This window comes from Geodermatophilus sp. SYSU D00965 (genome assembly GCF_054050075.1).
Genome location: NZ_JBJGYQ010000004.1, coordinates 60049 through 74451 on the forward strand (window position 1 = coordinate 60049; position 14403 = coordinate 74451).

The 14403-nt window shown below is 75.3% G+C and carries 17 protein-coding genes; 2 read left to right on the forward strand and 15 right to left on the reverse strand.

The window, feature by feature from the left end; genetic code table 11:
* Position 1 precedes the first annotated feature (1 nt).
* From carA to pyrR, 4 genes are read right to left on the reverse strand one after another with little or no spacing between them, the layout of a single operon-like run.
* Positions 2 to 1171 (reverse strand): glutamine-hydrolyzing carbamoyl-phosphate synthase small subunit, encoded by a 1170-nt coding sequence (gene carA, locus ACI789_RS04805; protein ID WP_457006969.1) that lies wholly within the window; start codon positions 1169 to 1171, stop codon positions 2 to 4.
* Entirely contained in the window at positions 1168 to 2454 is a 1287-nt protein-coding gene (locus tag ACI789_RS04810; protein ID WP_457006970.1) for a dihydroorotase, read from the reverse strand. The genes carA and ACI789_RS04810 overlap by 4 nt, the downstream gene beginning before the upstream one ends.
* Complete coding sequence (locus ACI789_RS04815; RefSeq protein ID WP_456919320.1) at positions 2451 to 3371, reverse strand: aspartate carbamoyltransferase catalytic subunit; 921 nt, start codon at positions 3369 to 3371, stop codon at positions 2451 to 2453. Before ACI789_RS04815 ends, ACI789_RS04810 begins: the two co-directional genes overlap by 4 nt.
* Positions 3368 to 4066 (reverse strand): bifunctional pyr operon transcriptional regulator/uracil phosphoribosyltransferase PyrR, encoded by a 699-nt coding sequence (gene pyrR, locus ACI789_RS04820; protein ID WP_457006971.1) that lies wholly within the window; start codon positions 4064 to 4066, stop codon positions 3368 to 3370. Before pyrR ends, ACI789_RS04815 begins: the two co-directional genes overlap by 4 nt.
* A 218-nt stretch (positions 4067 to 4284) precedes the next feature.
* On the opposite strand from pyrR, the gene bldD reads away from it, so the two are divergent.
* Together bldD and ACI789_RS04830 are read left to right on the forward strand one after the other, a co-directional pair.
* Positions 4285 to 4836: a transcriptional regulator BldD gene (gene bldD, locus ACI789_RS04825; RefSeq protein WP_135142216.1), complete on the forward strand. Its 552-nt coding sequence runs from the start codon at positions 4285 to 4287 to the stop codon at positions 4834 to 4836.
* A gap of 162 nt (positions 4837 to 4998) precedes the next feature.
* Positions 4999 to 5157 (forward strand): hypothetical protein, encoded by a 159-nt coding sequence (locus tag ACI789_RS04830; protein WP_456919317.1) that lies wholly within the window; start codon positions 4999 to 5001, stop codon positions 5155 to 5157.
* A 105-nt stretch (positions 5158 to 5262) separates the two neighbouring features.
* On the opposite strand, the gene nusB is transcribed toward ACI789_RS04830, so the two are convergent.
* The 11 genes from nusB to ruvX form a co-directional block, all read right to left on the reverse strand.
* Positions 5263 to 5670 (reverse strand): transcription antitermination factor NusB, encoded by a 408-nt coding sequence (gene nusB / locus ACI789_RS04835; protein ID WP_457006972.1) that lies wholly within the window; start codon positions 5668 to 5670, stop codon positions 5263 to 5265.
* A gap of 22 nt (positions 5671 to 5692) precedes the next feature.
* On the reverse strand, positions 5693 to 6253 hold the full coding sequence (gene efp / locus ACI789_RS04840) for an elongation factor P (RefSeq protein WP_456919315.1): 561 nt from the start codon (positions 6251 to 6253) through the stop codon (positions 5693 to 5695).
* Positions 6254 to 7354 (reverse strand): M24 family metallopeptidase, encoded by a 1101-nt coding sequence (locus ACI789_RS04845; RefSeq protein ID WP_457006973.1) that lies wholly within the window; start codon positions 7352 to 7354, stop codon positions 6254 to 6256.
* A complete protein-coding gene (gene aroQ, locus ACI789_RS04850; RefSeq protein WP_457006974.1) occupies positions 7351 to 7785 on the reverse strand; it encodes a type II 3-dehydroquinate dehydratase in 435 nt (144 codons plus the stop codon). The genes ACI789_RS04845 and aroQ overlap by 4 nt, the downstream gene beginning before the upstream one ends.
* The gene (gene aroB, locus ACI789_RS04855) at positions 7782 to 8843 is read right to left on the reverse strand and encodes a 3-dehydroquinate synthase (RefSeq protein WP_457006975.1); all 1062 of its coding nucleotides are present in this window, start codon (positions 8841 to 8843) and stop codon (positions 7782 to 7784) included. Before aroB ends, aroQ begins: the two co-directional genes overlap by 4 nt.
* Positions 8840 to 9409, reverse strand: coding sequence for a shikimate kinase (locus ACI789_RS04860; protein ID WP_456919309.1), 570 nt, complete (start codon positions 9407 to 9409; stop codon positions 8840 to 8842). The genes aroB and ACI789_RS04860 overlap by 4 nt, the downstream gene beginning before the upstream one ends.
* On the reverse strand, positions 9406 to 10584 hold the full coding sequence (gene aroC, locus ACI789_RS04865; protein WP_457006976.1) for a chorismate synthase: 1179 nt from the start codon (positions 10582 to 10584) through the stop codon (positions 9406 to 9408). Before aroC ends, ACI789_RS04860 begins: the two co-directional genes overlap by 4 nt.
* 82 nt (positions 10585 to 10666) lie before the next feature.
* Positions 10667 to 11332 carry a prepilin peptidase gene (locus ACI789_RS04870; protein ID WP_457006977.1) on the reverse strand — a complete coding sequence of 222 codons (666 nt, stop codon included), beginning with the start codon at positions 11330 to 11332 and terminating at the stop codon, positions 10667 to 10669.
* Between the two features lie 5 nt (positions 11333 to 11337).
* A complete protein-coding gene (locus tag ACI789_RS04875; protein WP_457006978.1) occupies positions 11338 to 12162 on the reverse strand; it encodes a shikimate dehydrogenase in 825 nt (274 codons plus the stop codon).
* The gene (gene mltG / locus ACI789_RS04880; RefSeq protein ID WP_457006979.1) at positions 12155 to 13630 is read right to left on the reverse strand and encodes an endolytic transglycosylase MltG; all 1476 of its coding nucleotides are present in this window, start codon (positions 13628 to 13630) and stop codon (positions 12155 to 12157) included. The genes ACI789_RS04875 and mltG overlap by 8 nt, the downstream gene beginning before the upstream one ends.
* 86 nt (positions 13631 to 13716) lie before the next feature.
* Positions 13717 to 14397 carry a Holliday junction resolvase RuvX gene (gene ruvX / locus ACI789_RS04885; RefSeq protein WP_456919302.1) on the reverse strand — a complete coding sequence of 227 codons (681 nt, stop codon included), beginning with the start codon at positions 14395 to 14397 and terminating at the stop codon, positions 13717 to 13719.
* Positions 14398 to 14403: the final 6 nt, after the last annotated feature.

Here is a 14403-nt window from a genome sequence, read left to right on the forward strand (position 1 = left end):
GTCAGGCCTTCTCCCCCGTGCTGTGCGTGACCTGGGGCGGCGGCCCACCGGCGTGCCCGTCCCCGGTCCGGGCGGTCTCCATGAGGTCGACGAACCGGCCGAACAGCGGCGCCGCGTCGTGCGGGCCGGCGGCGGACTCGGGGTGGAACTGCACGCTGAACGCCGGGGCGTCCAGCAGGCGCAGGCCCTCGACGACGTCGTCGTTGAGACCCACGTGGCTGACCTCGACCCGCCCGTAGGGGGTGTCGGTCGGCCGGTCGAGCGGGGCGTCGACGGCGAAGCCGTGGTTGTGGCTGGTCACCCGGACCGTGCCGCTGACCCGGTCGAGCACCGGCTGGTTGAGGCCGCGGTGGCCGAAGCGCAGCTTGTAGGTGCCCAGGCCCAGCGCCCGGCCGAGGATCTGGTTGCCGAAGCAGATGCCGAACAGCGGGCGGCCGGCGTCGAGGACCCCGCGCACCGCCTCGACGGCGTAGTCCGCGGCGGCCGGGTCACCGGGGCCGTTGGAGAGGAACACCCCGTCGGGCCCGGCGGCGAGCAGGTCCTCGGCGGTGGCGGTGGCCGGCAGCACGTGCGTCTCGACGCCGAGCTCGGCCAGGTGCCGGGGGGTGGCGGTCTTGATGCCGAGGTCGAGCGCGGCGATGGTGAACCGCTTCTCCCCCACCGCCGGCACGACGTACGGGTCGTTGGCGGTGACCGCGGGCGCCAGGTCGGCGCCGGTCATGCTCTCCGAGGACCGCACCCGGGTGAGCAGCTCCTCGGCCGACAGCCCCTCGCTGCTGATGCCGGCGCGCATCGCGCCGCGCTCGCGCAGGTGGCGGGTCAGCGCCCGGGTGTCGATCCCGCTGATGCCGACGACGCCCTGGGCGACCAGCTCGTCGTCCAGGCTGCCGGTGGCCCGCCAGTTGGCCGGGCGGCGGGCGGGGTCGCGGACGACGAACCCGGCCACCCACATGCGGCGGCTCTCGTCGTCCTCCTCGTTCACGCCGGTGTTGCCGATGTGCGGAGCGGTCATGGCGACGATCTGCCGGGCGTAGCTGGGGTCGGTCAGCGTCTCCTGGTAGCCGGTCATGCCGGTGGCGAACACCGCCTCGCCCAGCGTCGTGCCGACCGCGCCGTAGGCCTCGCCGTGGAACGTCCTTCCGTCCTCGAGCACGAGGATCGCGTCTGTCAACGAACTGCCTTCCCGTCCAGAACGGTCGCCGTCCCCCGCAGGAACGTGGCGACCACCCGGCCGGGGAGCTCCCGGCCGGCATAGGGGCTGTTGCGGCTGCGGCTGGCCAGCCCGGCCGGGTCGACGGTGACCCGGGCGGCGGGGTCGAGCAGCAGCAGGTTGGCCGGCTCGCCGGGGGCGAGCCGGCGGCCGTGCCCGTCCAGGCGGCCGATGGCGGCCGGGCGGGCGGACATCCGGTCGGCGACGCCGCGCCAGTCGAGCAGGCCGGTGTCGACCATCGTGTCGACCACGACCGACAGCGCCTGCTCCAGCCCGAGCATCCCGGGCCGGGCCTGCGCCCACTCGCACTCCTTGTCCTCCACGGCGTGCGGGGCGTGGTCGGTGGCGACGGCGTCGATCGTGCCGTCGGCGAGCCCGGCCCGCAGCGCCTGGACGTCGGCGTCGGTGCGCAGCGGCGGGTTGACCTTGAACACGGGGTCGTAGCTCTCGGCGCACTCGTCGGTGAGCAGCAGGTGGTGCGGGGTGACCTCGGCGGTCACCTGCACCCCGCGCGACTTGGCCCAGCGCAGGATCTCCACCGAGCCCGCCGTCGAGACGTGGCAGACGTGCAGCCGCGCGCCCACGTGCTCGGCCAGCAGCACGTCGCGGGCGATGATCGCCTCCTCCGCTGCCGCGGGCCAGCCGGTGAGGCCGAGGCGGGCCGACCGGTCGCCCTCGTGCATCTGGGCGCCGACGGTCAGCCGCGGCTCCTCGGCGTGCTGCGCCACGACGCCGTCCAGGGCCTTCACGTACTCCAGCGCCCGGCGCATCAGCGCGGGGTCGGCGACGCAGTGCCCGTCGTCGGAGAACACTCGCACCCGCGCGGCGGAGTCGGCCATCGCGCCCAGCTCGGCCAGCCGCGCGCCGGCCAGCCCGACGGTCACTGCCCCGACCGGGACGACGTCGACCAGCCCAGCCTGCTGGCCCAGCCGCCACACCTGCTCCACGACGCCGGCGGTGTCGGCGACCGGATCGGTGTTGGCCATGGCGTGCACCGCGGTGTAGCCGCCCAGGGCCGCCGCCCGGCTGCCGGTCTCGACGGTCTCGGCGTCCTCCCGGCCGGGCTCGCGCAGGTGGGTGTGCAGATCGACCAGGCCGGGCAGGGCGATCAGGCCGGCGGCGTCGACGACGTCGGCGCCGGGGACCGACAGCGACTCGCCGATCGCGGCGATCCGGCCGTCCTCGACCAGGATGTCGGCGGCGTCCTCGCCGTAGGGGCGGGCCCCCGTGATCAGGACGGTCATGAGGGGGCGCCTCCCAGGAGCAGGTAGAGCACGGCCATGCGCACGGAAACCCCGTTGCCGACCTGCTCGACGATCGTGGAGCGGGCGGAGTCGGCCACCTCGGCGGCGATCTCCATCCCGCGGTTCATCGGGCCGGGGTGCATGACGATCGCGTCGTCGCCGAGCACCCCCATGCGGCGGGCGTCGAGCCCGTAGCGGCGGCTGTACTCCCGGGCGCTGGGGAAGTACGAGGCGTTCATCCGCTCGGCCTGGACGCGCAGCATCATCACGACGTCGGCCTTGGGCAGCACGGCGTCGAGGTCGTAGGAGACCTCCGCCGGCCAGCTCCCCACGCCGACCGGCAGCAGGGTCGGCGGGGCGACGAGGGTGACCTCCGCGCCGAGGGTGTGCAGCAGCCGCACGTTGGAGCGGGCCACCCGGCTGTGCAGGACGTCGCCGACGACGGCCACCCGCACGCCCTCCAGCCGGCCGAGCCGGTGCCGGATCGTGTAGGCGTCCAGCAGTGCCTGCGTGGGGTGCTCGTGGGTGCCGTCGCCGGCGTTCACGACGCTGCCGCGCACCCAGTGCGCCAGGCGGTGCGGCGCGCCCGAGGCGCTGTGCCGGACGACGACCGCGTCGGACCCCATCGCCTCCAGGGTCAGCGCGGTGTCCTTGAGGCTCTCGCCCTTGGAGACGCTGCTGCCCTTGGCCGAGAAGTTGATGACGTCGGCCGACAGCCGCTTGGCGGCCAGCTCGAAGGAGATGCGGGTGCGGGTGGAGTCCTCGTAGAAGAGGTTGACCACCGTGCGGCCGCGCAGCGTCGGCAGCTTCTTGACCTCGCGGCCGGCCAGCGCCTGCTCGATCTGCGCGGCGGTGTCCAGCACCAGGGTCGCGTCGGCGCGGTCGAGGTCGGCGGCCTCCAGCAGGTGGCGCTTCACGCTCTGCTCCCCCGGTCGGCTCCGCGGTCGCTCCGCTCCTCGCTCGCAGAGCTCGCTGCGATGCTCACTCCCTGTCGCCCTCCTGGCTCCTCCGTGAGCAGCACCTCGTCGGCGCCGTCCACCTCGGTGAGGTGGACGCGCACCTGCTGGGTGCGGGAGGTGGGCACGTTCTTGCCCACGTAGTCGGCACGGATCGGCAGCTCGCGGTGCCCGCGGTCCACCAGGACGGCGAGCCGCACCGCCCGCGGCCGGCCCAGGTCGCGCAGCGCGTCGAGCGCGGCCCGCACCGAGCGGCCGGAGTAGAGGACGTCGTCGACGAGCACGACCAGCCGGTCGTCGATGCCCGCCTCCGGCAGCGTCGTCGGCTCCAGCGCGCGGACGCCGCGCCGCCGCAGGTCGTCGCGGTAGAGGGTGATGTCGACGGTGCCGACGTCGACCGCCGTCCCGGAGAACGCCTCGATGCGGGCGGCCAGCCGGCGGGCCAGCGGGGCGCCGCGGGTGGGGATGCCGATCAGGACGACGTCGGACAGACCGCCGTCCGCGGAGTCGGGGCTGGCCGAGGCGGCACGCTCGATGACCTGGTGGGCCATCCGGTCGAGGACGCGGGCCACGTCGGCGGCGGAGAGGAGTGCTGCGGGGGGCGCACCGGCGGACGCCGGTGCCGGCTCCCGGGCAGGCTCGGGTGAACTGGCCATGGGGCCTCCTTCCCCGCCTCACGGGACGGGTCGTTAAAGGAGTGGTCGGACCGGGGCCGACGGTACTGCACGCCCGGATGTGACCCGCATCGCGGCTGGTTGGGCCACGATGTGGGGCCATTGCACCCGGAGGAGTGTCCTGGTGTCGCCGATCCGGCTCGACCAGTACGCTCCGTGACGACAACTCGCCCACGACGACGCACAGTGAGCAGGAAGCGATGAGCACCGACTACTCACGGGCCCTCGGTGCCCGGCTCCGCGCCATCCGCAACCAGCAGGGGCTCTCGCTCCAGGGAGTCGAGGACAAGTCGCACGGCCGCTGGAAGGCCGTCGTGGTCGGCTCGTACGAGCGCGGCGACCGCGCGGTGACCGTGCAGCGCCTGTCCGAGCTGGCCGTCTTCTACGGCGTGCCGGTCTCGGAGCTGCTGCCCGACCCGCGGCCCAGCTCGGCGGTCACCTCGACGACGAAGATCGTGCTCAACCTCGAGTCGCTGGGCTCGCTGCCCGCCGACGAGGCCGGACCGCTGGCCCGGTACGCCTCGACCATCCAGGCCCAGCGGCACGACTACAACGGCAAGGTGCTCTCCATCCGCGCGGAGGACCTCAAGTCGCTGGCGATCATCTACGACATGAGCCCCGACGAGCTGACCAGCCGGCTCATCGAGTGGGGGGTGCTCTCCCCCGGCATGGAGAGCGTCGTCGGCTTCGGCGGTGACGAGGACGAGGACGAGGTCAACCCCAACTGGGAGCGCCGCCGCTCCCCGCGCTGAGAGCGACCTCCCACACGCGAGAGGCCCCCGACCCGTCGGTCGGGGGCCTCTCGCGCACCCGGGGTCCCTTCCCTGCGACCGCTCCTCCGCATTGGGGGATGGGAAGTGTCAGCAGGAGGTCCTAGCGTCCGCGGCGTCGCATCGACCGCCGAGGAGTCCGCCATGTCCCAGCCCGTCCCGGTCCCCGTCGTGCTGGACCGGGATCTCCTGCTCGCCGCGCGCCGGCGGGCCGCCCTGCGGCGCGTCCAGCGGCAGCGGTCCGCCGCCCGGGTCGCCGCCATGCTCGTGGCCGCCGGTCCCGGCCCCGATCTGCCGGGCTGAGGCCCGCCCCGGCGCTCGGCCCAGCAGTGGGCGGCGGCGCGACCCCGGAACGCGACAGGGCCCGCTCCGTCGATCGGAGCGGGCCCTGTCGCGTCGGTGGTGCGGTCAGCTGGTCGGCAGCTCGGCCTCGAGGATGGCGCCCAGGACGCCGTTGACGTAGGCCGGCGAGTCGTCGGTGGACAGCCGCTTGGCCAGCTCCACCGCCTCGTCGATGACCACCGGGTCGGGGACGTCGTCGTCCCACAGCAGCTCGAAGACGGCCATCCGCAGGATGGCGCGGTCGACGTCGGGCAGCCGGTCGATCGACCAGCCGCGGGCGTGCCGGTCGATCAGCTCGTCGACGCGGGCGGCGTGCTCGACCACGCCCTCGACCAGCCGGACGGTGTGGTCGTTGACCGGCGGCTGCCCGGCGGCGACCTCCTCGGCCAGCTGCTCCCGCGGGTCCCGGCTCCGGAGGTCGGCGGCGTAGAGGACGTCGACCGCCCGCTTGCGCGCCTTGGACCGTGCAGCCATGCGACCTGCCCGCCCGCCCGCGTCAGTTGGCGCGGCCGAGGTACCGGCCGTCGCGGGTGTCGACCTTGAGCTTGTCGCCGGTGTTGACGAACAGCGGCACCTGGATCTGCGCGCCGGTCTCCAGGGTGGCGGGCTTGGTGCCGCCGGTGGAGCGGTCGCCCTGCAGGCCCGGGTCGGTGTGCTGCACGACCAGCTCCAGGGTCACCGGGAGCTCGACGTAGAGCGGGGTGCCCTCGTGGACGGCGACGACGGCCTCGGTGTTCTCCAGCAGGTAGTCCGCGCCGCCGCCGACGGTCTCGGCCGGCACGTGGATCTGGTCGTAGGTCTCGCCGTCCATGAAGACGAAGTCAGTGCCGTCCTTGTACAGGTACGTCATGTTCCGCTTGTCGACGGTCGCGGTGTCGACCTTGGTGCCGGCGTTGAAGGTCTTGTCGACGACCTTGCCCGAGAGCACGTTCTTCAGCGTGGTGCGGACGAACGCGCCGCCCTTGCCCGGCTTGACGTGCTGGAACTCGGTGACGGTCCAGAGCTGGCCGTCGAGGTTGAGGACCATGCCGTTCTTGAGGTCGTTGGTGGTAGCCATCTAGAGGACCAGCAGTTCCTTGCTCGTGAGGGTCAACAACTCCGGCTCGTCGTCCGTGACGACCAGCGTGTCCTCGATCCGGACACCGCCGTGGCCGGGCAGGTAGACGCCGGGCTCCACGGTGACGGCCATGCCGGCGGCCAGCGTACCCGCGCCGAGATGGCCGATGCCCGGCGCCTCGTGGATCTCCAGCCCGACCCCGTGGCCGAGGCCGTGGGGAAAGTGGTCGCCGTGGCCGGCGTCGGCGATGACGTCGCGCGCCGCCGCGTCGACCGCCACCACGTCGGCGCCGACCGCCAGCGCGGCCCGGCCGGCGGCCTGCGCCGCCGCGACCAGCTCGTACACCTCGCGCTGCCAGTCGGCCGCGTGCCCGAGGACGATCGTGCGTGTCATGTCGGAGTGGTACCCGTCGACGGTCGCGCCGAAGTCGAGCTTGAGGAAGTCGCCGGCCCGCAGCTCGGTGGTGTCGGGGCGGTGGTGCGGGATGGCCGAGTTCGCGCCGGTGGCCACGATCGTCTCGAACGACGGCGCCTCGGCGCCCATCGCCAGCATCCGGGCGTCGAGCTCCCGGCCGACCTGCAGCTCCGTGCGCCCCGGCCGCAGCGCGCCCTCGCCGGCCAGCTCGGCCAGCGCGGAGTCGGCCACGGCGCAGGCCCGGCGCAGCGCGTCGATCTCGTCGTCGTCCTTGACCGCCCGCTGCGCCTCGACGGCTCGGCGCACCGAGGCCAGCTCCGGCACGGCGCCCCCAGCGGCGGCGTCGGCCAGCACGCCCTCGAGCGCGCGCAGCCCGTCGACGGTGAGGTGGTGGCTCTCGTAGCCGATCCGGGCGGCCTTCCGGCGGACCGCCTCGCGGGCGAGGGAGGCGACGGTGGCGCGGTCCACGAGCAGCTCGACGTCGGGCACCTGGACGCCGGCCTGCGTGGTGTACCGGCCGTCGGTGCCGAAGACGTCCCCGCCATCGGTGCGCAGCAGCAGCGCGCCGTTGGAGCCGGTGAAGCCGGTCAGGTAGCGGACGTTGAGCAGGTTGGTCACCAGGACGGCGTCCAGCCCCTGCTCCCCGGCGGTCGCCCGCAGCGCGTCCCGTCGGGCGGCGTGGTTCACCGGTGACCTCGGGCGACCAGCCACTGCAGCGCCAGCACGTAGCCCTGCACGCCGAGGCCGGCGATGACGCCGTCGGCCACCCGGGAGACGTAGGAGAAGTGCCGGAACTCCTCCCGCTTGTGGATGTTGGTGATGTGCACCTCGACCAGCGGGCCGTTGAGCGCGGCCAGGGCGTCGTGCAGCACCACGGAGGTGTGCGACCACCCGCCGGGGTTGATCACCACGGCCTCGCCGACGTCGGAGGCGGCGTGCACCCAGCCGAGCAGCTCGCCCTCGCTGTCGGTCTGCCGCACGCGTACCTCGACGCCGAGGTCCCGGCCGGTGCCCTCGAGCAGCTCGACCAGCTCGGCGTACGTCGTCGTCCCGTACTTCTCGGGCTCGCGCAGGCCGAGCCGGCCGAGGTTGGCGCCGTTGAGCACCTGGATCGTCACGCTTCCTCCGCTACTGCGGCCCACGCCGCGTCCAGCCAGGCCTGGTCCGGATCGGCCAGGATCCGCGGGTGGCCCAGCCCGTCCAGGACGACGAACCGCAGCGACGCCCCGCGGGCCTTCTTGTCCACCCGCATGACCGACTGCAGCCGCGTCCAGTCCCCGGCGTAGCGGGTCGGCAGCCCCATCGCGGCGACCAGCTCGCGGTGCCGGTCGACCTCGGCGCGGGTCAGCAGCCCGGCCTGCCCGGCCAGCTCGGCGGCGAACACCAGGCCGACGGCGACCGCCTCGCCGTGCCGCCAGCCGAAGTCCTCGACCCGCTCGATGGCGTGGGCGAGGGTGTGCCCGTAGTTGAGGAACTCGCGGCGGCCGGTGTCGAACAGGTCCTCGCCCACCGCCTCGGCCTTGACCCGCACCGCGCGCTCGATGAGCTCGACGGTGTCGCGGCGGCCGGTGGGGTCGGCCTCGAGCAGCTCGAGGACGGCGGCGTCGGCGATGAACCCGCACTTGACGACCTCGGCCAGCCCGGCGCGGAACTCCGCCTCCGGCAGCCCGGCGAGGACGTCGGTGTCGGCCAGCACCCCGGCCGGCGGGTGGAACGCCCCGACGAGGTTCTTGCCGGCGCCGGTGTTGATGCCGGTCTTCCCGCCGACGGCGGCGTCGACCATGCCCAGCAGGCTGGTCGGCAGGTGGACGACGCGGACGCCGCGGACCCAGGTGGCGGCGAGGAACCCGGCCAGGTCGGTGACCGCTCCCCCGCCGACCCCGACGACGGCGTCGGACCGGGTCAGCCCCAGGCGGCCGAACTCCTCCCAGGCGCGGGCGGCGACCACGGCGGTCTTGGCGGCCTCCCCGTCGGGGACGACGACGGCCTCCGCGGCGACCCCGGCGGTCTGCAGCGTCTCCACCGCCGCGCCGGCGAGCCCGGCCAGCGGCGGGGCGTGGACGACGGCCGCCCGCGCGGTGCCGGCCAGCACCAGCCCCAGCTCGACCTGCGCCCCCGGCCCGATGACGACGTCGTAGGGCTTGCCGCCCGGGACGGTCACCCGCCGCAGCGTCATCGGTTGGTCCGCGTGCGCAGGGCGGCGGCGACGTCGGCGATCACGTCGCCGGGCTCGCGGCCGCCGGTGGGGACGCGCAGCGAGGCCACCTCCTCGTACAGCGGTGCCCGTGCCAGCAGCAGGTTGCGCAGCGTGGCCCGGGGGTTCATGCCCAGCACCGGGCGGGTGCGGCCCAGGCCCACGCGCTCGGCCGCGGAGGAGAGGTCGACGTCCAGCCACACGACCGTGCCGCCGGCCCGGCCGTAGCCGACCAGCAGCTCCCGCGTCGCGGCGCTGAGCACCGCTCCGCCGCCGAGGGCCAGGACGCCCTCGTGCGCGCCGAGCGCCCGGGCCACGGCCTGCTCCTCGAGGGAGCGGAAGAACGGCTCGCCGCGCTCGACGAACAGGTCGGCGACGGTCTGCCCGGTGACGTCCTCGATGTCGGCGTCGGTGTCGCGGAAGGGGACGCCGAGCATCTCGGCGACCGCCGTGCCGACGGTGGTCTTGCCCGACGACGGCGGGCCGACGAGGACCAGGACGGGGCGGGTCGTCGGGTCGGCGGGGGTCCCGGGTTCGGCGGGGGTCAACGGATCGCCAGCGCGTCGAGGTAGGCCTGCGCGTTGCGGCGGGTCTCGGTCAGCGAGTCGCCGCCGAACTTCTCCAGCGCGGCGTCGGCCAGCACGAGGGCCACCATCGCCTCCATGACGACGGCGCCGCGGGGCACCGCGCACGCGTCGCTGCGCTGGTTGATCGCGACCGCCGGCTCACCGGTGGCGACGTCGACGGTGGACAGCGCCCGCGGGACGGTCGAGATCGGCTTCATCGCCGCACGGACCCGCAGCACCTCGCCGTTGGTCATGCCGCCCTCGATGCCGCCGGCGCGGTCGGTGGTCCGCTGGACCCGGCCGTCGGCGAGCACGATCTCGTCGTGGGCGACCGACCCGCGGCGCCGGGCGGTCTCCAGGCCGTCGCCGACCTCGACCGCCTTCACCGACTGCACGCCCATCAGGGCGGCGGCCAGCCGGGAGTCCAGCCGGCGGTCCCAGTGCACGTGGCTGCCCAGGCCCGGCGGCAGGCCGTGGACGACGACCTCGATGACCCCGCCGAGGGTGTCGCCGTTCTTCCGGGCGTCGTCGACCTCGGCGACCATCAGCTCACTGGTGGCCGGGTCGGCGCAGCGGACCGGGTCCTCGTCGATCCGGGGGTTGTCCTGCGGGCCGGGGACGAGGCCGTCGGGCGCGACGACCGGCCCGATGCCGACCACGTGGCTGACGACCTCGGCGTCGAGCGCCTGGCGCAGGAACGCGCGGGCGACCGCACCGAGGGCGACGCGGGCGGCGGTCTCCCGGGCGCTGGCCCGCTCCAGGACCGGGCGGGCGTCGTCGAAGCCGTACTTCTGCATGCCGGCCAGGTCGGCGTGGCCGGGGCGCGGCCGGGTGAGCGGCGCGTTGCGGGCCTGGCCCGCGAGCACCTCGGGGTCGACCGGGTCGGCCGACATCACCGTCTCCCACTTGGGCCACTCGGTGTTCCCGACCTGGACGGCGATCGGCCCGCCCTGCGTCAGGCCGTGCCGGACCCCGCCGGTCAGCGTGACGACGTCCTGCTCGAAGGACATCCGCGCGCCGCGGCCGTGGCCGAGCCGGCGCCGGGCCAGGTCGACGTCGAGGTCGGAGGTCTGCACCCGCACACCGGCGGGCAGGCCCTCGAGGATGGCGGTGAGCTGCTGGCCGTGCGACTCACCGGCGGTCAGCCAGCGCAACATGCCCCGGAGTCTAGAAGGACCGCCGTCCACCCCTTCCCGCGCAGGCTCGGGCGGGCCCCTGGAGGGTGGCCGTCGCAGCTCGTCACCAGGGGCCCTCCAGCGCCAGCGCGAGCACCGCCCCGACCAGCAGCGGCGGTCCGAACGGCAGGGCGGTGCGCCACCCGGCCCGGCGGGTTGCCAGCAGCGCCAGGGACACCGCGGCGCCGGTGAGCAGGCCGAGGAACACCCCGGCCAGCAGCGCGCCCCAGCCCACCCAGCCGAGCACCAGCCCGAGCAGGCCCAGCAGCTTCACGTCGCCGTAGCCGAGCCCCTGCGGCGAGGCCAGCGCGCCGAGGGCGGCCAGCCCGAACGCGACGGCCGCCGCCAGCACCGCGCGCAGCAGCGCCGGCCACGTGCCCAGCACGGCCGCGTCGGCCAGCAGGGCGGCGCCGACCACGGCGTACGCGGGGAAGGTGACCCGGTCGGGCAGCCGGTGGACGGCGAGGTCCACCCCGGCCAGCACGACCCCCGCCGCGGCGGCCCACGCGAGACCGGCCGTGGCCGGACGCAGCCCCGCGAGGAGCAGCACCCCGGCGAACGCCGCGCCGAGCAGCCCGCAGGTCAGCGCCGTCCGCACCGGCCCGGCCGACGCCGCGTCGTCCCGGTGCGCCAGGCGGACGGTGCAGCGGGCCAGCCACGGCCCGAGCGCCAGCGCCGGGACGGCGGCCAGCACCGCGACGACGGCGCCCGGGAGCTCCCCGACCGGCACCGGGGTCAGCGGGTGTCGAGCGCCGCGCGCATCGCCTCGATCGGCGCGGGGTGCCCGGTCATCAGCTCCACCTGCGCGGTGGCCTGCCAGAACAGCACGTCCAGGCCGCCGACGACGGTGCCGCCGGCCTCCCGCACGCGCTGCGCCAGCGGGGTGGGCCACGGGTCGTAGAGCACGTCGAGGACGGTCTGCCCGGCCCGCCACGGCAACGAGGACACGACCGGCTGCCCGCCGACCGGCACGGTGCTCACCACGACGGAGGCGTCGACGACCGCGCCCTCCAGCGAGCGCACCGTCGTGGGCACGTCCAGGGTCTCCAGCACCCGCAGCAGGTCGAACGCCCGCGCGGGCTGCCGGACGACGACGTCCACGTGCTGGGCTCCCAGCGAGGCCAGCGCGACCGCGGCGGCGGCCGCCGTGCCCCCGGCCCCGACGATCGCCGCCCGGTCCACCTGCTCGACGCCGGCCAGCTGCAGGGCCATGCCGATGCCGGTGACGTCGGTGTTCTCCGCCCGCCACCCGGCCTCGGTGCGGACCAGCGTGTTCGCCGCGTGCAGCAGCTGCGGGAGCGGGTCGACGACGTCGGCGACGTCCACGGCGGCCTGCTTGCACGGCATGGTGACCGAGAAGCCGCGCCACTCCTCCCCGAGCCCGGCGAGCAGGACCGGCAGGTCCTCCGCGCCGATGTCCAGCGCGTCGTAGGTCCAGTCGGTCAGCCCGAGCGCCGCGTACGCCGCCCGGTGCAGCAGCGGGGACAGCGAGTGCCCCACCGGGCGGCCGAGGACCGCCGCCCGGTGGGTGCCGTGCTGCCGCGTCCCCCCGTCAGCCACCGCAGCCGAGGCCGGCGCTGGCGCAGCGCTCCCGGGCCGCCTGGAACTCCGCGTAGTCGGCGGTGAAGAAGTGGTGGCCGTCGGCGTTCTCCAGCACGTAGTACAGGAGGTCCCCGGACGACGGCGCCAGGGCCGCCTCGAGGCTGGCCTCACCCGGCGAGCTGATCGGCGTCGGCGGGAGGCCGGCGCGGGTCCGGGTGTTGTACGGGCTGTCGGTCTGCAGGTCGTCGACGGTCAGCTCGTTGCCGTTCTTCTGCAGGCCGTACGCCAGCGCCGCGTCGACCCCGAGCGGGATGCCCTGGCTCAGCCGGTTGTAGACGACCTGGGCGACGTCGGTCCGCTCCTCGTCCAGCCGGGTCTCCGACTGGACCATGGAGGCCACGGTGACCACGTCGTGCACCGACCGGCCGGCGGCCGCGGCCCGCTGCTCGAGCTGCAGGCCGTTCGCCGTCTCGGTGAACTTCGCGACCATCGCGCGCAGCATGTCGACCGGCTCGTCGTCCGGGGTGAAGTCGTAGGTGGCCGGGAAGAGGTAGCCCTCCAGGGTCCCGTTCGCGTAGGCCGGCAGGCCCAGGGCGGCGGGGTCGGCCGCCGCGGCCTGCACCTCCTCCAGCGGGGTCTGGGTGGCCTCGGCGAGCCGCTCCAGGACCGCCTGCACGGTGAAGCCCTCGGGGATGGTCACCCGCGAGAACAGCCGGGTGGCCGGGTCGAGCAGCAGGTCGAGCGCCGCCTGGCCGCTCATCTGCGACCGCATGGAGTAGACGCCGGGTTGGATGCCGGTCGCCGCCGGCTCGGTCTCGGCGGCCTCGATGAACGGGCCGACCGAGGCGATGACACCGTCGTCGACGAGGGTCCGGCCGATGTCGCTGAGGGTGTCGCCCACCGCGATGCGCACCTCGACGCTGCCGGTGCCCTGCCCCGCGAAGTCCTCGCTGGGCGGGTTGACCAGGTTGATCAGCGCCTTGCCGCCGACGACGATGCCGGCGACCAGACCGGCCAGCACGACCAGCGACAGGACGACGGCCAGCGGGCTGCGCCGCCCGCCTCGGCCGCCCCGGCGCCCGCCGTCGCCGTCGCCGTCCCGCCGGCGCCGGGAGCGGCGCGGGTCGTCGGACCCGGCGGCGCCGATCACCTCGAGGCCGCCGGTGGCGTCGTCGTCCTCGTCCCAGCCGTGCAGGTCGCGGTCGGCGGTGCCCTCGTCGTCGGAGGGGTCGCCGGGCACGGCCGGCTGCGCGCCGAGGGGCTGGGCCACGGTCTGGTCGTCGTCGGCCGCGTCGGCGCGCCGCGGCATGCGCGACCAGGCGCCCGCCGGCCGCGGTGGGAGGTCCGGCAGCGGGGCCGAGGGGTGCGTCGAGCCCTCCTCGTCCCGGGACGCGGTCAGCCGGGGCAGTCCGCCGCCGGGACCGGGCAGCGGGCCGGTGCTGCGGTCGCCGGGGGCGGCGGCGCGGCCGCCCGGGGAGCGCGGCATCGAGGCCATCCACGCCGTGGCGGGGACGCCGCTCGGGAGGTCCGGGGACGCGTGCCGACCCCGCCGCGAGGACGGGGTCGGACCCGTCACGACTGCTCCCGCTGGGCGTCCAGATAGGCCTGGAGGATGACCACGGCGGCGGCCTGGTCGATCACCGAGCGCTGCTGTCGGCTGTCGAGACCGTTCGCCCGGAGGGAACTGGCTGCGGTCACGGTGGAGAGCCTTTCGTCGACGAGGTGCACGGGCACGGAGCCGATGCGCCCGGCGAGTGCCCGAGAGTAAGCACGGGCCTCCCGCGCAGAGGCGCCCGACGCTCCCGAGAGGTGCCTCGGCTCCCCCACGATCACCTCTGTCACCTCGTGTTCCACGACGAGGTCGGCGATGCGGTCCAGGTCGGACTCGTCGCGCCGGCGCTGGACGGTCTCCAGCGGGCTGGCCAGGGTGCCCGTCGGGTCGGAGATCGCCACCCCCACCCGCACCGTGCCGACGTCGATGCCCAGCCGCCGGCCCTGCTTCGGTCGGCGCGGCGGGATCGGCAGGCCGCCCGGCAGCCCGCCGGACAGGTCGATCTGCGCCGTCTCGTGGCGCACCGGCGGGAAGCCGGCGGTCAGGTCGATGGCCTCGGTGCTGTGGTGGCCCGGCTCCTGCGGCGCAGCCGGCGGGGCCGGGCGCGGGCGGGCCGGCGGCGGGGGCACCGCCGGGCGGCGCACCCGCCGCTCGCCCACCGGGCCGGTCTCGTCGGGGCTGGGGTACTGGGGTCCGGCCACGCCTGC